The sequence below is a fragment of the Companilactobacillus kimchii DSM 13961 = JCM 10707 genome (genome assembly GCF_001435445.1).
In the GTDB taxonomy this organism is placed as follows: Bacteria; Bacillota; Bacilli; order Lactobacillales; family Lactobacillaceae; genus Companilactobacillus; species Companilactobacillus kimchii.
Window position 1 is genome coordinate 77340 of record NZ_AZDH01000005.1, and the last position, 18941, is coordinate 96280.

Annotated in this window: 19 protein-coding genes; 13 read left to right on the forward strand and 6 right to left on the reverse strand. The window is 35.5% G+C overall.

Translation table 11 applies throughout. The features are described from left to right. Positions 1–111: 111 nt before the first annotated feature. A complete protein-coding gene (locus tag FC97_RS02995) occupies positions 112–1482 on the forward strand; it encodes a DUF2252 domain-containing protein (RefSeq protein WP_056950973.1) in 1371 nt (456 codons plus the stop codon). 8 nt (positions 1483–1490) lie between these two features. After that, positions 1491–3494, forward strand: a complete 2004-nt coding sequence (ppk1, locus tag FC97_RS03000) for a polyphosphate kinase 1 (protein ID WP_054642973.1) — start codon at positions 1491–1493, stop codon at positions 3492–3494. Positions 3495–3840: 346 nt separating this feature from the next. On the opposite strand, the gene FC97_RS03005 is transcribed toward ppk1, so the two are convergent. Further along, entirely contained in the window at positions 3841–4746 is a 906-nt protein-coding gene (locus tag FC97_RS03005) for a proline-specific peptidase family protein (RefSeq protein WP_054642974.1), read from the reverse strand. Between the two features lie 192 nt (positions 4747–4938). Here FC97_RS03005 and FC97_RS03010 point away from each other — a divergent pair, with 192 nt between their 5' ends. From FC97_RS03010 to FC97_RS03020, 3 genes are all read left to right on the forward strand, one after another. Next, the gene (locus FC97_RS03010; RefSeq protein ID WP_082397533.1) at positions 4939–6243 is read left to right on the forward strand and encodes an LPXTG cell wall anchor domain-containing protein; all 1305 of its coding nucleotides are present in this window, start codon (positions 4939–4941) and stop codon (positions 6241–6243) included. 212 nt (positions 6244–6455) lie between these two features. Beyond that, complete coding sequence (locus FC97_RS03015) at positions 6456–7220, forward strand: threonine/serine exporter family protein (RefSeq protein ID WP_054642976.1); 765 nt, start codon at positions 6456–6458, stop codon at positions 7218–7220. Between the two features lies 1 nt (position 7221). Continuing rightward, a complete protein-coding gene (locus FC97_RS03020) occupies positions 7222–7677 on the forward strand; it encodes a threonine/serine exporter family protein (RefSeq protein ID WP_056967776.1) in 456 nt (151 codons plus the stop codon). Between the two features lie 42 nt (positions 7678–7719). Here FC97_RS03020 and FC97_RS03025 read toward each other — a convergent pair whose 3' ends face one another. Genes FC97_RS03025 through FC97_RS03045 form a run of 5 tightly spaced genes read right to left on the reverse strand, consistent with a single transcriptional unit; the run spans position 7720 to position 9598 of the window. Further along, positions 7720–8145, reverse strand: coding sequence for an Asp23/Gls24 family envelope stress response protein (locus FC97_RS03025; RefSeq protein ID WP_054642977.1), 426 nt, complete (start codon positions 8143–8145; stop codon positions 7720–7722). A 16-nt stretch (positions 8146–8161) separates the two neighbouring features. Further along, entirely contained in the window at positions 8162–8575 is a 414-nt protein-coding gene (locus tag FC97_RS03030) for an Asp23/Gls24 family envelope stress response protein (protein ID WP_054642978.1), read from the reverse strand. A gap of 4 nt (positions 8576–8579) precedes the next feature. Next, entirely contained in the window at positions 8580–8774 is a 195-nt protein-coding gene (locus FC97_RS03035) for a hypothetical protein (protein WP_025085562.1), read from the reverse strand. Between the two features lie 10 nt (positions 8775–8784). Continuing rightward, the gene (gene amaP / locus FC97_RS03040) at positions 8785–9330 is read right to left on the reverse strand and encodes an alkaline shock response membrane anchor protein AmaP (RefSeq protein WP_054642979.1); all 546 of its coding nucleotides are present in this window, start codon (positions 9328–9330) and stop codon (positions 8785–8787) included. 13 nt (positions 9331–9343) lie between these two features. Further along, complete coding sequence (locus FC97_RS03045) at positions 9344–9598, reverse strand: GlsB/YeaQ/YmgE family stress response membrane protein (RefSeq protein ID WP_054643030.1); 255 nt, start codon at positions 9596–9598, stop codon at positions 9344–9346. Between the two features lie 404 nt (positions 9599–10002). Between FC97_RS03045 and FC97_RS03050 the strand changes: the two genes are divergently transcribed. The 8 genes from FC97_RS03050 to FC97_RS03085 all read left to right on the forward strand — a co-directional run bounded on the left by FC97_RS03050 (position 10003) and on the right by FC97_RS03085 (position 18931). Further along, positions 10003–11904, forward strand: a complete 1902-nt coding sequence (locus FC97_RS03050) for a heavy metal translocating P-type ATPase (protein ID WP_056967778.1) — start codon at positions 10003–10005, stop codon at positions 11902–11904. 146 nt (positions 11905–12050) lie between these two features. Beyond that, on the forward strand, positions 12051–12281 hold the full coding sequence (locus FC97_RS03055) for a heavy-metal-associated domain-containing protein (protein ID WP_025085558.1): 231 nt from the start codon (positions 12051–12053) through the stop codon (positions 12279–12281). After that, positions 12281–12835 carry a ferritin-like domain-containing protein gene (locus FC97_RS03060; protein ID WP_054642980.1) on the forward strand — a complete coding sequence of 185 codons (555 nt, stop codon included), beginning with the start codon at positions 12281–12283 and terminating at the stop codon, positions 12833–12835. Before FC97_RS03055 ends, FC97_RS03060 begins: the two co-directional genes overlap by 1 nt. A gap of 13 nt (positions 12836–12848) precedes the next feature. After that, complete coding sequence (locus tag FC97_RS03065; protein ID WP_054642981.1) at positions 12849–13535, forward strand: Crp/Fnr family transcriptional regulator; 687 nt, start codon at positions 12849–12851, stop codon at positions 13533–13535. Positions 13536–13825: 290 nt separating this feature from the next. Beyond that, positions 13826–14917 carry a GntR family transcriptional regulator gene (locus tag FC97_RS03070; RefSeq protein ID WP_054642982.1) on the forward strand — a complete coding sequence of 364 codons (1092 nt, stop codon included), beginning with the start codon at positions 13826–13828 and terminating at the stop codon, positions 14915–14917. Positions 14918–15156: 239 nt separating this feature from the next. Beyond that, entirely contained in the window at positions 15157–16578 is a 1422-nt protein-coding gene (locus tag FC97_RS03075) for a sugar porter family MFS transporter (protein ID WP_054642983.1), read from the forward strand. 12 nt (positions 16579–16590) lie between these two features. Beyond that, the gene (locus FC97_RS03080) at positions 16591–18201 is read left to right on the forward strand and encodes a xylulokinase (RefSeq protein WP_054642984.1); all 1611 of its coding nucleotides are present in this window, start codon (positions 16591–16593) and stop codon (positions 18199–18201) included. Continuing rightward, on the forward strand, positions 18194–18931 hold the full coding sequence (locus FC97_RS03085) for an L-ribulose-5-phosphate 4-epimerase (RefSeq protein ID WP_054642985.1): 738 nt from the start codon (positions 18194–18196) through the stop codon (positions 18929–18931). The genes FC97_RS03080 and FC97_RS03085 overlap by 8 nt, the downstream gene beginning before the upstream one ends. Positions 18932–18941 lie beyond the last annotated feature (10 nt).

Here is an 18941-nt window from a genome sequence, read left to right on the forward strand (position 1 = left end):
ACTATACTTAAAAAATATATTTGGCTAATATAATATTTTTAGAAAAAAGTGTTTAAAGACAATAGTTATCAGTGTTAGCTATTGTATAATACAAACTGAGGTGATAAAGGCATGATTAATACACCATATACTTTTCAGGATACTGATGCGTTTAAGAGTACTGAGCGTTTAATTATTAAGGGTCGCTTTTTTGCGACTGCAGTTTCGGATTCGTTTAATACATTTAAACCTAAAAAAAGAAATATTCATAAAATATTAAATATCAAAAATAAGTTGTTAGTTCCCGAACTACTGGAAGTCAAACGCCAAAGAATGTCCAAGTCTGTTTTTGCATTCTTCCGTGGAACTGTCGATGTGATGCATTATGATCTTTCACGAAATGAGAATAGTGGCATTCGTGTTCTGGTCGGTGGGGATGCTCATTTAGGGAATTTTGGTTTCTACGGTTCCTCTGAGGGTCAATTATTATTTGATATGAATGATTTTGATGAGGCTCATTTGGGCCATTGGGAATATGATTTAAAACGCCTATTGGTAAGTGCGCTTTTAGTTGCTCGCTCACACGGCTTTGATGAAAATGACGTTCAAGAGTATCTCTTAACAGTTGTTGATACTTATTTTGATACGTTGAAGCACATGACAAAAATTTCAGAGATGAAACGTTTTATTTTGCCTAACACACTTCAAAATATTACGGAAATATTCGGTAAACTTAAAGATAATGAAGAGTATTTCCAAGAATCTTTTAACAATATGATTGCTAAAAGTATCAAGAAAGCTCAAAAAAGTAATTCTAAATTAGTTATTGAAAAATATACTGAAGTAAATGATGGTCAACGTCGTTTCGTTGAGAATAAACCGGTCACACAACACATAAGTAAGAAGGATTATAAGAGTGTTGCGCATGGATACGAAAAGTATAAGAAAAACCAACGTAGTGATGTTAGACTGTTCCTAGAAGACTTTAAAATTATTGATATTGTTCGCCATAGTGTCGGAGTCGGCAGTGTTGGTACACTTTGCTATTTGATTTTATTGAGGGACCTAGATAGTAACTACTTAGTTTTGCAGGCTAAACAGGCTTTACCTATCTATAATAATGACGAGTTGTATTTTGATAGCAAAGTTAGTCAGGGTCAGAATATTGTTAACAGTCAATTGATCTTACAAAGTGCTTCAGATCCATTTCTGGGAGCTTTTGATACTGAACAATATAGTTTTTATATGCGTCAATTCAAGGATATGAAATCATCTATTAACTTAGATAAACTAGATTTTGAATCTTTTAAGGATTATACAAAAGTCTGTGTTATTCTCCTTGCCAGAGCGCATTCACATTCACCAAATTATCCTTTGATTATAGGATTTGGTGAAGAATATGCTGATATAGCTAATTCATTGATGAATTTCACCAACAGTTATGCTCAACAAGTGGAGTACGACTTTGAATCATTCCAGAAGGATTTAAAAGATGAAGGGTAGTCATTTTAATGAAAAGGAAATTTTATAATCGCGATTTAAGCTGGATACTATTTGATAATCGAGTAATTGATCAGGCCTATGATAGTGATGTGCCACTTTTAGAAAGACTACGTTTTTTGTCCATTGCTTCAAATAACTTAGATGAATTTTTCCGAGTAAGAATGCACAATATTGATAGTATGGTTATTAATAATAAAACGGAAAAGAGAACAGATTTAACTGGTGACGAAGTTCTTAATCTGGTTTATGAATTTAATTCTAGAAATATTGCTAAGCAGTACAAAAAATATGAAGCATCAATGCAGGATGCGCGTGATAGAAAATTATTCTATATATTAAAGTACGATGAATTAAAGGATTCTGAAAAGAAAACTGTCAAAAAATACTTTAATAAAAAGATTTTGCCACGACTTGATATGCAAAGATTTTCCAAGACTTACAAATATCGTCGTAACTTGAATTTATTGATGGAAACACCACATCATATTTATACTAGTCCGATTCCAGAGGATTTGGACCGTCTAGTGGAAACGGGTGTCGATAATCACTATATTTTGATTGAAGACGTTATTCGTAATGTTGCAACTGATTTGATCAGAAAATATAAGATCAAAAAAACTTACGTTTTCCGAGTTACTTACGATCAAAACAAGCCATATGACTTTTTAAGTAAAGATATGACCGATGATGAATATCTGAACAAGATGATTAATTACGTTGATACTAGAGAATTGCGTAATATCATGCGAGTAGAATTTGCTTGCAACGGTGAAAGTCACAGTCGTGAGTATTTCGCCAAATTATTTGATGTCAGCAAGAAGAGTGTTTATAAGATACCTGGTCCCGTTGATATTAAGTTTTTGAATACACTTTTCAAACGTTATCGTGATCATGAGGATTTAGTTTTTCCACCTTTTAAGGCATTGAAGTGGAATCCATCTAAGAACATATTGGATTATTTGAGACATTCCTCATTGCTAGTTCAATATCCCTATGATTCTTACAGTGTTTTCATTGATTACTTGGAAGCAGCTGTCCACGATCCGAAAACAACTAAGATTCTTATCACGATTTATCGTACCGAAAAAGATTCTGACTTATTGAGACTTTTGAAAGAAGCTGCGGAAAAAGGTATTAAGGTTACCGCTATTGTTGAACTGAAGGCTAGATTTGATGAGGTTCATAATATTGAAGTAACCAAATTCTTACGCGAAGCTGGCGTTCAAGTATTATTCGGTGACAAAGTTAATAAAGTCCATTCGAAGATTTGTTTGGTACTACATGGCGACAATAGAGGGTATGTTCAAGTTGGAACGGGAAACTATAATGCAATCACTGCTAATGGTTTTTCCGATTTGAGTTATTTTACAAGCAATCAAATGTATATCGACGATGCAACAAGATTTTTTGACCACCTTATTAATGAGACCAAAGTTGAATACAATCTATTAGTGACATCACCAGATGGTATTAAAAACATGATAATTGAGAATATTTGCTTGGCTACTGAAGCATACTTACGTGATGGTCAAGGTGGAGTCTTCATGAAAGTTAACGGTTTAACTGATGTTGAAATTATTAATGCAATCTACAAGGCTGCTCGACAAGGATTACCTTTTAGAATGATTGTCAGAGGACCATGTTCATTGAAAATCGGTATCTGTGGACCAAAAGAAGATATCCGTGTAAAGAGCATTGTGGGGCAATTATTGGAGCACAGTCGGATTTTTAAATTTCAATATGGTAATGATCATACTGATGTTTGGATTTCATCAGCAGATATGATGACCAGAAACTTGGATCGTCGTGTTGAATTGGCTGTTCCAATCGTTGAGGAAAAATCAAAATTGAAATTAAATAAGATTATCAATACCTTCCTGAAGGATACAGAGAATTCTTATTGGTTAGATTCCGATGGTGATTATGTCAAAGAAGAGAAAGATAATGGAATTTCTGCACAACAGACTTGGTTAAGTCGCTTGAAGTGGAGAAAGTACATTAAAACAAATTAAAATTTGGGGATTTTTATAGAATTCGTCATGAGTTCTATTTTTTTTGCTCTTTTTAATTGATTGTATAAAAATAACCACCCATTTCTGGGTGGCTATTTTTGTTAGATTTGAAAGACTAAGTTTAACATGTTTTCTTAGTTATTGCTAAGTTTGGATTTTTTTGTTTAATAACGGATGTACTTTAGTTAATAACCAAACTTCTATGCAAGATAGTGGAAACGCGTTCCACAAGGGCAACCTCCTGTGGTTTGCTACGATACCGAAATCACACGCCAAGTGCACGTGTAATTCCGATATCTAGGCAAATCCTCGAAGGCTGAGCGCCCTTGTTCTACGCTCTAACGCTCTAGTCTTTGAAATTGCCGCTTTCGACGTCTTTAATGAATTGTTCCAAATGGTCGAAGTAAACTGGAGCATTATCGATCATATGGTGATGTCCACCATTTGGTGTTGTTACTAGACGTGCATGTGGAATTTCTTTTTGCATAATCTTAGCTGTTGCGATTGGCATTGTTTCGTGTTCACCGAATGTCAACAATGTTGGTACTGTGATTTCTTTAAGGTGTTTTCTGAAGTGCCAATCTTTTAACTTACCTGTGATAACGAATTCGTTGTCACCTTGGAATGTGTTGTAAACGGCTGTGGCTGTCGTATCAATTAAATGTCTGATGGCTGTTGGTTGTTTACGATCAACGTATTCAGCATTTAAAATATCAACGTAGCTTTGATATGTAGGATCTGATAAGTCATTTTTAGCTTCGATATCTTGCATATATTTAACTTTGTCAGGACCTAATGTGTCTAAACGACATTGGTTAACGCTCTTAACGTATTCGTCAATTTCGTCGACCATACTTGAAATAATGGCACCCTTAAGGTGTTGTCCATATTTAGCAGCATACATTTGAACTAATGCGCCACCCCATGATTGTCCGATTAGATAAAAGTTATCTAAACCTAGTTTTTGTCTAACTTCTTCAACTTCTTCTAGGAAGTAATCGTATGTCAGATATTTTTTAGCGATTTCGGGGTCGCTATAGTCGGGTTGATCTGAATACCATGATCCTAGTTGGTCGTACATGGTTACTTGAACGCCTAAGTCGGCTAATTTTTCACTGAAGTTTTCCCAATATTCGTGGTTTCCACCGGGTCCACCGTGGAGGCATAGCAATTTAATGTCGCCATGACCTTGAGTGTTAGTCCAAAGATGGTAGCCATTGTCTAATGTTAAAATTGTTGTTCCTTGTTTCATAAGATAAGTCACCTTCCTGCAAATGATAGTTATAAGTATATATCTATATCTAAGGTTATTTCAAATATTCTATAATATAATTTTAATGATTCTAACGAAAATCTTATTTTTATTATGAGAAATTATAGTGTAAATATTTTAAATGGATATAACATATATGATAAAATTGGTATACGTTTATAAAGGGGCGATATGATGAAAAAGTGGGTTATTAGTCTATTGTCTGTGGGGATGCTTTTGGGAATATTTGGCGTGTCAGGAATTAGTGATTCGGATTCACCAAATACGGTTGAAGAAACAGTTCAAGCAGATACTAATAGTAATACTGAACGAACAATTAATTATGTGGTTTATCGGGGAAATTCTAGTTTGCTCTCACCAATGGATGCTTTTTTTACTAAAAGTGCAGATATAACATCCAATGATGATGGTAGCTACAAGGTTACATTAACGGCGGAAGTTTCCAATTTAACTAGCCTAAAAGTAACCGCAATTGATAATCAACAACCAAGTGTTTCAAGTACTTATACTAAAAATGCTAAAAAATATGTTGATATTAGTTTTAATATCAAGAGTTTGAATGAATTGGACAAGCCGATTTCAGGAACTGTACAGACAAAATTGTTAAATCTTAATGTTGATAAGGCAACGGTCAATTTTAAATTTGATTCCAGCAGCTTAGATGGTCAAAAATCTAATACATTTTTGAATAGTTTGAAATCGATCACCGATGCAGAAGATGAGACTAAATCAGTTTTAAATGATGCGCAAAACACAGCTAATAATATCAAAGACGATTTGAACGGTGCTAATGATATTATTACTACGCCTGATACTACTAGTTCACAAACAACGAACACTACTACTACTAACAGCAATCAAACAACCAATAATAAAACGGTTATTAAAGAATTAACTTATAAAGTTGCCAAAAACGATGGTGACGGGTCGATGATTTCACCATACTTTACGAATACGGCTAGAGTGATGCAAAACCCTGACGGTACCTATTATGTAGAGATGACAATCAAGTATCCGAAGAAGTTTGGAAACAACGCAATTCAACTAAATTATATTAATAATGAGAAACCAATTAATTTGAGTTTTACTAGTTCAGGGGACAGTAATTATCTCAAATTTGATTTTCCAATTAATAATTTAGGTGATTTAGGCAAAGTAATCTCTGGTAATGCAACTTTGAATTTACCGGATTTTAATCTTGATAAGGACTTGAATTTTGATTTAAATTTTGATGGGTTTAATTCTTCAGATATTTCAGGAATCGTAAGTAGTTCCGATGTTTCTGGATTGTTGTCAGATTTAAGCAGCTTAAGTAATTCTAAGAATATCAAAACTGACAAAACCACTAACGACAATAAAGTACTTAGTACGTTACCTCAAACCGGGGAACAAACGAATGCAGCTTTGGGTGTTATCGGTGGTCTGCTTTTGATACTCTGGATTGTTTTATTGAAAGCAACGTATTTAAAAAAATAATCTTTGATTAAAATTTTTGTTTCAGATTAGTGAGCAGTTCTATTTATTATCTTCTTTCTAAGTTTTTGAAATAAAATGATGGCATCTGTTTAGGACATACTGTGCGCCTAAATGGATGCTATTTTAAATTTTTGAGTCAATAAAGTAGTCATGGTCCAATTTTTTTACATAAAATTGTATGATTAAGAAAAAATCAATTTGAAGGTACTGCGATGGATGTTTTAGATGAAAAAGATGTTGTGGCCCTATGTGGTCAAGTAGGAGCAGTGCTTCTAGAAAATGGAGCTGAGACTTCGCGAGTGGAGAATACTGTTGAATATATCGGTCGAGCAGTGAATTTACCGATAGTTTGCCATGCAACGATGACGGCTGTTTTTGTGAACTCGGAAAAGAGCGCTACTACTAGAATCTTTAAGGTTCGTGTGGGTGATTTCAATCTTCAAAAGGTTGATCGTATCAATACTTTGTCTCGAGAATTTTCACAACAAAAATTGACTTTTAAAGAATTAAAAGAGGCTGTGACTGAAGTTGAGTACGATACGTCAGATTTTAACTTGTTTGAGAAGTGTTTGGGAGCAGGTTTAGTTTCAGTGGCACCAATGTTGTTATTCAAGGCAACTTGGTTTGATCTGTTTCTGTCATTTTTTGTCGGTATCTTAGGATATCTGGTAGCAAGAGTTGTTGGACAACACTCCAAGATTCCTTATATTGCTGTGGCTATGGGTGGTTTGAGTATTAGTATTTTGGCACATGTTTTATTGGATATAGGAATTGCATCAAGTGCTAACAATATTATTATTAGTGCTTTAATGCCTTTGGTACCAGGGGTTCCAATGACTAATTCACTGAGAGAAATTATTGAAAAAAACACTATTTCTGGTTTAGTCAGAGCAACTGATGCTATCATGGCTGGAATTTCAATTGGTAGTGGTGTGGTCATTGGTCAAATTTTGATTAAAGTTGTTTTGGGAGGATAGAATGCAAATATTACTAGGATTTGTTTTTGGCTTTTTATCTAGTGTTGGTTTTGGCATTGTGACCAATAATCCCAGAAGAACTTTGATGCCAGCGGGGTGGATTGGAGCAATTGCTTGGGTCATTTATATTGTCGCTGGTTGGTACGATCATGGAGTAATTATGCCTAATCTTTTGTCGGCAATTGTGATTGGTTTATTAGGTAACTTGGCTGCTATTTTAGTCAGGGCACCGGTTAATATTTTCTACGTACCTTGTTTAGTTTCACTGGTGCCAGGAGCAATTATTTATGACAGTATGAAAAATTTTACTTTAGGATATGATAATTTAGCCGCGCATGGATTGATTAAAGCATTAACAGTTGGATTGTCTTTAGCAATTGGATTCATTATTGCCGAGGCTATTTCGAATAAAATTTACCCACCTTTAAAAAAATATTTAGAACAAAAAAACCGCTGATATTATGTCAGCGGTTTTTATTTTCCTGAAGGGGGAAATTTGTTATTCGGATTCCTTAGAATCGTCACTCTTATTATTGTTAGATTGTTGTTTCTTCCATTCAGCATTAGTCATCAAATCATCAACGTTTAAAGTGATTTTGTCGACTTCTTTACCAGTCATTTCTTTGACTGATCGAGAAATACTATTCACGATTCTATCAAAAATTTGAGGTGCTGGTTTGCCATATTCTAAAATGGCTTTCAATTCGAATGATAATTTATCATCGTCATTATCAACGTTCACACCTTTGGTAGGATTATCAATAAAACGGTCAGTTAGATTACTGATAGCACCGCCATTTAGAGAGAGTACCCCATCAATTGAATGAGCTGTTTGGCTAGCGATTTTTTCTAAAACTTTATCTGAGAAGTTTAATTCTTTTTGAATTGAATTTTCTTGATGATTGTTTGCTTGAGCGTTAGTCATATTTTATTCCTCTTTTCTAATTTACACGGTTATTTTCGTTATTTTTATTCTGTTGTTGCCATTCTTTTTTAGTCATGACATCACTGATGTAAACATTAGTTTCGATTACTTTAAGTCCAGTCATACTTTCGATGGCAGAACTAACTTCATGGAGAATATTTTCAAAGACCTGATGTGCGTCTTTACCATATTCAAGAATGATTTCTAAGTCTAAAGCAGTTTGTTTCTCGCCGACATCAACATCGATACCTTTAGTGATATCTTCTTTACTGCGAATCTTGTCAGCAATATTGTCGAAGACATTACCATTCATGGAGAGAATACCGTCGATATCGCGGATTGCCATACCAGCAATTTTAGCAATTACGTCTTCATTGAATTTTAATTTACTATTCTTTATTAAATCGGCGTTTAGCGGTTGTACTGCCATGTTATTACTCCTTTATTTGTAAAATTTTGGTAATTTTAGATCTTAATGAAGATTTGTCTTCTGCAGATCCAGTTATGGTAGCGATTAAGTAGCCGACCATCCCAGCCAAGACTATTAATAGTAAATTTCCAAAGCCGAGAATTATCCAAATGGCGACTAGTACGCTTCCGATAATGGAACCAATTATGCCTCTTTTCATATTCTTATCCTCACACAACTTTTACTTTGCCATGATTTAAATTAGGTTTTAAATCAACAGTTGTTTTCTTAATAGGAATACTTAAATGTTTGGCCAATTGTTCATTAGCGATACGCTTAATATTTTCACCTTGTCGATGTAGGTTTTGTTCTTCAGTACTAAGCGCTGAAATGAACATCTTTGCCTGACGATTCTTGCCTAAGATCTTGAGATCAACATCTACGTCAGTAAGGTTAGGGATTTCTTTGACTTTGTTTTTGACCATTTTTTCAATGGAAGCCTTAGAAATTCGTAATTTACCATTAGCAGAGTCGAAACGAACTTCCTGATGTTTAACAGGTACGAAAATTCCATACATCAGTAGAACCAAGAAGATCAGAGTGGAGATACCGGCTAGAACCAGTGAAGTGTAGAGTAGAAAGTCTCTTGGAAGTTGAAAACCTTTGATTACTTCTACCACTGGTTTAAGCGGATAAGCCAAGGCAACGAACCAAAGTACTTGTAGTAATCCTAGTATCGAAGCAACTATTAGAATACCTTTCGATATTTTTTTCATAAGTTTCCCCTTACTAACTTCTTCTCATACTACTGAAAAGCCAAGTGGTTAATAATACAACGACTATAGCTCCAACAATAGCTGGTACGATTGCCATACCTGCAATATTTGGACCCCAAGCTCCGAGAAGTGTTTCACCGAGCCAAGCCCCAACTAAACCTCCAATAATGTTACCAACCCAGCCCCAAGGCATATCTCGGTTGATAATCACACTAGCAATAGCCCCAATAACGGCGCCAACTATAATGACCCATATAGTATGTAGCACTTTAACCATCCCTTTCTTTCAAGGAAATTACCATTTCCTTTTGTTTATAAATTCATCTTAAAGAATTACTTGTGAACTTGTCCACAAATAACTAATGGAAATCATAAATAAATTTTAATTAAAGATTTTAGATAAATTTAGGCAAACTTGATGAACATCAAGTTTTTTAATCACCATAGCCAGTAGAATATGTCTTGTAAGTTGAGAGAGCGAAGCAAAGATGCTCAGCTCTTGAGGATTTACATGATATTTGGAATTGCACACGAAGTGGGCGAGACCGAATATTAGGTAAACCGCAGAGAGTTATTTTTGCGTAGCTCGTTTGATGAGAGAGCGAAGCAAAGATGCTCAGCTCTTGAGGATTCTCTAGGAAGATTAGATAAATACGAGAAGGGAAAATTAAAATGAATAAGTTAAATATATGGATACAGAAACATCAAAATAAAATGACTGCTTCAATCGCTATTTTAATTGCGGTAAGTTTGATTGCTAAATTTTTATTGAAACTACCAACACTTAGTACAGTTGCGATGATTGTGGCCAGTATTATCGGAGCTATTCCAGTGGCTTTACATGCAATATCCGCATTGCAGAATAAAGTTATCAGTATTGAATTACTAGTAACAATTGCGGTTGTTGGAGCCTTTATCATCGGAGAATATGAGGAGTCAGCGGTGGTTACATTCCTATTCCTCTTTGGTAATTTCTTGGAACAAAAGACTTTAGAGAAGACTCGTTCTTCAGTTAAAAGTTTAACGAAGATGGCACCAACTACAGCCGAATTGGTTAATGAAGACGGAACAACTGAAGAAGTCGACGTTGATGATTTGGATGAGGGTGATCACGTTGTTGTTAAGCCCGGTGGTCAAATTCCTGTTGATGGAAAAATCATCGATGGTACAGGTTATATGAATGAAGCTTCAATTACTGGTGAATCAACTCCAGTTGAAAAGAGTATTGGTGATAATGTTTTTGCTGGTTCGATCACTGATAACGGAACAATAACTATCGAGACGACATCCGTGGGTGAAGATACTACCTTTGGTAAGATCATCGAATTAGTTGAGGAAGCACAAGATAGTCAGTCACCTGCTGCTCGTTTTATTGATAAATTTGCGACGTATTACACACCAGCTGTGTTGATTATTGGTATCTTAGTTTGGGCAATCACACAAAACTTTCCATTAGCTATCACCGTTCTAGTTTTAGGATGCCCTGGTGCCTTGGTTATCGGTGCCCCCGTTTCAAACGTTGCCGGAATTGGTAATGGTGCCAAAAATGGTATTTTGATGAAGGGTGGCAATGCCGTAAACACCTTCTCACATGTTGATACTTTGGTCTTAGATAAGACGGGTACTTTAACAACTGGAAAAATGTCAGTTACTGATGTAACTAATTTTGGTAAGAACAAAAATGAAATGATGGCTCTACTTTCAGCCGTTGAAAATACTTCAGACCATCCTTTGGGCCAAGCTATCGTGAAATACACTCATGATTTAGGTGTCACAGATGATGTTAAGTTACCTGAATTAGATACTGTTAAGGGTCAAGGTTTAGTCGGTCAAAGTGATGAATTCAAGATTTTAGTTGGTAACGAACGTTTGATGAAAGCTAATAACGTCCAAATCACTAAAGAACAAAGAAAAGCTATTAACGCTCGGATGAATGATGGGGATTCTGTCGTATTGATGGCTCTTGATCAAGAATTACGTTTAGTAGTTGGTGTAAATGATCAATTGAGACCAGACGCTAGAGAAGGACTTCAAGCATTAAAAGATGCTGGATTGAAACGAATCGTAATGCTAACTGGTGATAATAAGGTCGCTGCTCAACGTGTTGCTGAAAGATTGCCAATCGATGAAGTGCATGCCGAATTATTACCCGAAGATAAAGTCGAATTTGTTAAGAAGTTTAAAGAACAAGGTAGTACCGTAGCCTTTGTTGGTGATGGTATTAACGATAGTCCTTCACTTGCAACAGCCAATATCGGAATTGGTATGGGTACTGGAACGGACGTTGCCATTGAAACATCAGATATTATTTTGGTTAAGTCTAGCTTTGATGCTTTAGCACATGCCTACAAGTTATCTAAGAAGACTGTCGCTAACACAAAAGAAAATATCATTATTGCGGTTGGAACAGTTGCCTTACTATTACTCGGTTTAATTGTCGGAGTAATTCATATGGGTAGTGGAATGTTTGTCCATGAATTAAGTATCTTGGTAGTTATTTTCAACGCAATGAGATTAATTCAAAATAAATCTTCAAAACTTGATTCAAATCAAGTTCTTAAAACAGCAAACTAAGTAAGATGGTACTTGTAAGTTAGTTGAGCAAGTAATTGTTAGAGATTACTTGCGAGCTATAAGTGTTTCAACTTGGAGCATTTATAGCTCGTAAGTATTCGACGACAATACTGGCGAAAGATTTAAGAAATATGGAGGAATCAATTATGGCAAAAGCAATTTTACAATTAGGTGAATTAACATGCCCATCATGTTTAACAAAGATTCAAAAGGGTGTTGAAAACCAAGATGGTGTCTCAAATGTCAAGGTTCTCTTCAACGCTGGTAAAGTTAGAGCAGATTTTGATGAAGATAAGACTTCCGCAGATCAAATTTCCAATGTAATTACAGATTTAGGATATGAAGTTAAAAAGGTTAAAGTTAAGGAGAGTAAATAATGGCAGAACTAACAATTGACGAAAAGTTTGCAGCAGAACAAAAGCAAGCTGATGTAGATCACCACAAACCAACCGCAGGGGCAATGACAGGACATATCGTTTCTAATCATTTCTTGCTAAATATCAAGTTGCACCAAATCAAATGGTTCATTAAGGGTGCCAATGCTGAAAACTACAAGGCTGTTTTAAAACAAACTATTGATGAAAATAACGCTTGGTATGATAAGATAGCCGATGAATTGCTAGATGAGGGTGAATTGCCACCATCAACAATGAAGGAATATACTGAATATTCAATGCTTGAAGAAGACGGTAAGAATAAGTACATGAAGGCTGAAGATATGATTCAAACAGTCGTTAATGACTTTGCTACAGATAATATGTTCGTTACACGTGCTATCAAATTAGCTGAAAACGAAGATCGTCCATTCATGGCTCAAGTTCTAGTTCAATTACTTGGCTTTAACAATCACCAAATCAGAATCTATCAAGCACTTCTTGGTAATTCAGCTAAAGAAGGCTTTGAAGAAGAAGACGATGAAGATTTCGATTAAGGAGAGATAATTAATGGCAAAATTAGCGCATGATCATACAGCAGAAGATTGTGTTGAGTTAGTTCCAATATTTAAAACTTTGTCACAAAAAGATATCGAAACAGTGGCTACTTTAGTTACTCATCATCACTACAAAAGTGGTGAGTATATCTTTTCCGCTGGGGATGTCGCTGATTCATTGATTATTGTGGCCCACGGACAGGCCAAGGTTTTTCAAATGTCCACGAGTGGTAAAGAGCAGATGTTACGAGTTTTGCAGACAGGTGATTTTGATGGCGAAGCAACACTATTCTCCGATGCCGAGCACAGTAATTTTTCTCAAGCCTTGATGGATACAGACGTGTGCCAGATTTCTCGTCCAGACTTTCAAAAGTTAATGCAAAAAGCTCCAACCTTAGCTGTTAATATGGTCAATGCACTAGGTCGCAGAATCGTTCAATTAGAGCAACAGACCGCCGAAGTTACTACAGCAAGTGTTGAGAGCCGCTTAGCTAATTACTTGTTAGAAACCAGTGCCGGATTAGACGAAGACGTCTTTACCCTGCCACTTAAGAAAAAAGATATCGCCACTTACCTTGGAACCACCCCCGAAACAATTAGCCGGAAGCTAAGTGCTTTGACTAAACAAGGTATGATTGAAAAGATTAGTAATAATAAATTTAAAATTTTGGATGCAGATCGATTAATGATGATCGATTAGAGAGCGAAGCAGGGGCGTCCAGCTCCCGAGGATCAAGACTACTATCTCAGTCGACGGCGAAGCGTCGGCAGAGATAGTTGACTTGACCGGAAGGAGTTGCCCCTGCGTAGCTCGTTTCCACTATATTGCAAAGCACAATGGTTATTTCTAAATAAAAAGTAGCTCAAAAAGGACACAGACAAAAAAATCTGTGTCCTTTTTTATAATATTTATATCAACAGTTATCCGTACCAATAAGAAATAATGATAAAATAAAAATAGTTAATCAGATTGGCAGGAGGGCATTATTAATGGCTACAAAATATGAAGTGGTTAAAAATGACATTAAAGAAAAGATTCTAGCGGGTTCGTATGCCATTAATGATAAGTTGCCCACAGAGTCAATCATGATGAAGGATTATAACGTTAGTCGATATACGATTAGAAGAGCAATTAGTGATCTTGAACATGAACAGTTTATCTATACGGTTCAAGGTGGTGGAATGTTCGTTGATGACTGGCAAAAGAAAATAAAACGAGAACCTTTAGAGAATAAGCAAATTGGCGTTATAACGACACATATTGCCGACTATATTTTCCCTAATATAATTACAGGAATCGACCGCTATATATCAAATGAAGGTTATACAATATTACTTAGTAATACTCAAAATGATCCCGAAAAAGAGCGAACGAGTTTAAAGGGAATGCTTAATAGTAATATTTCGGGCTTGATTATTGAGCCTACTCAGAGTGCCTTAAATAATCCTAATAAAGATTTATTTGATAAATTATTGGAATCAGGTTTGCCAACAGTTTTTATTAATTCTCACTATCCTAACCTAAAGTTCAATTACATTGAAATGGATGATGTGGCCTCAGGAAAAGCTGTTACTGATGCACTTTTTGAGATGGGACATAAACGAATTTTAGGGATATTCAAAATAGATGACAGTCAAGGCGTTCACAGAATGAATGGTTACGTGAAATCCTATCAAACACATAGTCAGTATTCTTATTTAAGTGAAATAGTTATGTATCAGTCCACAGATAATCTACACTCACTTTTCAAACGGATAGGTGAAATTTTTAAACGTGAAGATCGTCCTACGGCGGTTGTGTGTTATAACGATCAGCTTGCTATACAATTGATTGATTTAATACGATCATTAAAATTGAAAGTTCCCGAAGATGTTTCAATAATGGCCTTTGATAACTATCAATTATCAAAGTATATTGCTCCAAAGTTAAGTACAGTTGAACATCCAAAAGAGAAGATGGGACGAGAAGCAGCCAAAATGTTGTTTGATTTGATGAGTGGTAAGAAAGTACCACCATTTATAAAGTACAAACCTGAACTTATGTTGAGAGAATCCGCAAAAGAAATCAAATCCGACAAGTAGTGTGAATATTTTAAATAAATACGGGTATCCATTGAAGATTAATCATATCTTTAATGGATACTCTTTTTTACTTAAAAAAATTAATGCTGATGAATGCTGAAATAGTAACATTTATCAGTACAAATAATGGTCATACAATAATTTAGCTCTTGAATTGTACGGACAAATAAATTAGAATAAGCACTGTTGATAAAGAAAACGCTTTCTAAAAGTTAATTAAATAGGGAGGATAAGATCATATGGATACTAGAAAAAAGATTCCACAAGGATTTATTTATTTTTTCGGCTCCTTTGGAGGCATTCTGTTTGGTTATGATATCGGAGTGATGACTGGTGCTTTGCCATTCTTACAGCACGATTGGAATCTTCAGAATAGTGCTGGGGTTGTTGGTTGGATTACATCGGCCGTAATGTTTGGTGCTATCTTTGGCGGAGTCTTAGCAGGTAATTGGTCTGATAAATTAGGAAGAAGAAAAATGATTTTGATTTCTTCATTGGTTTTTGCACTAGGTTCCGTTTTGTCAGGAATTTCCCCTAATAATGGTCAATATTATTTAATAGTTGTCCGTATCTTTTTAGGCCTAGCAGTTGGTGCTTCTTCAGCCTTGGTGCCGGCTTATATGTCAGAAATGGCACCTGCTAATTTAAGAGGTCGATTATCGGGAATCAATCAAACCATGATTTGTTTAGGAATGTTGATTTCATATGTAATGGACTTCTTGCTTAAAGGTCTTCCGGAACAATTGGCTTGGCGATTAATGCTTGGATTGGCAGCTGTTCCCGCAGTGATTTTATTCTTAGGCGTTTTAAAACTTCCAGAATCCCCAAGATTTTTAGTTAAAAATAATCGATTGGCTGAAGCTAAATTAGTTCTTTCATACATTAGACCAGCAGATCAAGTTGAATCAGAGTTGAAAAATATTCAAGAAACAGCGATCGATGATAAAGAAGTTTCAAAAAATACTTCTGTTAAAACATTATTCAGTGGCAAATATCGTTATTTAGTAATTGCTGGTATTGGTGTAGCAGCATTTCAACAATTTCAAGGTGCTAACGCAATTTTTTATTACATTCCATTAATAATTGAAAAGGCCACTGGTAAAGCTGCAAGTTCTGTTCTAATGTGGCCGATCGTACAAGGAATTTTGTTGGTATTGGGATCATTGTTATTCTTGGTTATCGCAGACAAATTCAATCGTAGAACTTTGTTAACACTTGGTGGAACAGTTATGGGATTATCCTTTATTCTCCCAGCAATCTTGAAGTTCCTATTTCCAAGTATGAGTCCAATGATGATCGTTCTCTTCTTATGTATCTACGTAGCATTTTACTCATTCACTTGGGCTCCGTTAACCTGGGTGATCGTAGGAGAGATGTTCCCCTTGGCTGTTAGAGGTAAAGCATCAGGGATTGCTTCTTCAGCAAATTGGATAGGATCATTCTTGATTGGTCTATTATTCCCGATAATGACAGAAAATATGTCTCAAGAAATCGTGTTCGCTATTTTTGGAATAATTTGTTTGTTAGGTGTCCTATTTATTAGAACTAGAGTTCCAGAAACTAAGGGACATACTTTGGAAGAAATTGAGAAGCAAGGTGTTTTTAAAGAAAACGATATCAAAAATAAATCTATGAAAGATACTACTATTAACAGTTATTAAGGGGCGATTTGAATGAATTTAATCGATATATCTAATGCAATTGAAACAGGTCATATTTCGTTAGGAATTGAATTAGGATCGACGAGAATTAAGACAGTTTTGATTACAGAAAATTTTAAAACAATCGCATCAGGTAGTTATAACTGGGAAAACCAATATCAAAATGGTGTTTGGACTTATTCACTTGAAAATGTCTGGAAGGGAATCCAAAGTAGTTATTCTGAAATGTCGGCTGAGATACAAAGCAAATATCACAAGTCGGTTACAAAAATAGGTTCAATCGGAATTAGTGCCATGATGCATGGATATTTGGCCTTTGATAAATCAGATAAGTTGTTAGTACCATTTAGAACTTGGCGTAATAACATTACCGAAGATGCAGCAGAAAAATTAACCAAAGAATTTAACTTTAATATTCCGCAAAGATGGAGCGTTGCTCATTTGTATCAAGCAATTTTAAATAATGAGTCACATGTTTCTAAAGTTGATTTCATAACGACTTTGGCGGGATATGTTACTTGGAAAATTTCTGGAAGCAAAGTTTTAGGAATCGGTGATGCCTCGGGAATGTTTCCAATTGATGAGAAGACCGGTTCTTACTCACAAGAAATGATAGATAAATTTAATAATTTGGAACTAGTCAAAAAATATTCTTGGCAAATTGAGGATTTATTACCAGAAGTAAAAAAAGCCGGTGAAGTAGCTGGAAGTTTGTCCGCACAAGGAGCTAGTTTACTTGATCCTACTAATAAGTTAGAAGCAGGTAGTATTGTTGCACCTCCTGAGGGAGATGCTGGGACTGGAATGGTAGGAACAAATAGTGTTCGTGAACGCACAGGTAATATTTCTGTTGGGACATCAGCTTTTTCCATGGTTGTACTTGAGAAGCCATTAAAGAAAGTTCATCGCAATATTGATGTCGTTATGACACCTGATGGTTCAGATGTGGCAATGGTTCACGTAAATAATTGTTCATCAGACATTAATGCTTGGGCCAAGTTATTTAAAGAGTTTGCTACTAGATTAGGAGTTCATTTACCTGCAGATAAACTATATGAGGCTCTTTTCTTAGAAGCCGCCAAGTCTGATCCTGATGCTGGTGGGTTAGTAAATTACGGATATCAATCAGGAGAAAATATTACTGATATTAAAAATGGTCGTCCATTATTTGTCAGAACACCGAATAGTAAATTTAATTTACCTAATTTCATTTTGACACAACTTTATTCAGCCTTTGCTCCTCTGAAAATAGGCATGGACTCTTTAAGTAATGAAGAACACATCAAAACAGATGTAATGATTGCTCAAGGTGGATTATTCAAAACACAAATAATGGCACAGCAGGTTCTATCAAATGCTTTAAATCTACCAATTACAGTTATGGATAATGCAAGTGAAGGTGGTCCTTGGGGAATGGCAATTCTGGCACTATATGCCAAAGATAATCATGGATTGAAACTAAGCGATTACTTAGATAAAAACGTCTTTACAGATTCAGAAAGTATGACTCTAAGTCCTGAACCAGAAGGATCTAAAGGATATGAACAATTTATACAGCAATATGTATCAGGATTATCTATTGAAAAAGTTGCTGGAAATTTGAAGGGAGAAAACGATGCTTGAAAAGTTAAAACAAGAAGTTTACGACGCTAACATGCGCCTACCAGCCTTAGACTTAGTTACATTTACTTGGGGAAATGTTTCAGGAATTGATCGAGATAAAGGTTTGTTTGTTATCAAACCATCTGGTGTTGAATATGGATCATTAACACCTCAAGATATGGTCGTTGTTAATTTGAAAGGTGAAGTAGTGGAAGGTAACTTGAATCCTTCTAGTGATACTCCAACTCATACGGTTTTATATAATGAGTTTCCTGATATTGGTGGTATTGTTCATACGCATTCACCTTGGGCGGTATCGTTTGCTTCTGCCAACATGGATGTTCCAGCTGCTAGCACTACTCATGCTGATACGTTTTATGGAGACGTTCCGGTATCTGATCCTTTAACAGAACAAGAAATAGAAGAAGGATATGAGAAGAATACTGGAAAGGTTATCGTTCGTACCTTTAAAGAACGAGGAATTGATCCAGAGGCAGTTCCAGCTGTATTAGTAAGTCAACATGGCCCATTCGCTTGGGGCAAGACACCGGACAAAGCAGTTTATAACGCTAAGGTTTTGGAAGTTGCCGCGGAAATTAGTTATCATGCTTTGCAATTAACTAGAGACAACATTCGAGTTCCTCAATATTTGTTAGATAAACACTATTATCGCAAGCATGGTAAGAATGCTTATTACGGACAAAATAATGCAAAATCAAAATCACATGCTAAAAAAGTTTTAAACAATTAAAACAGGGAGA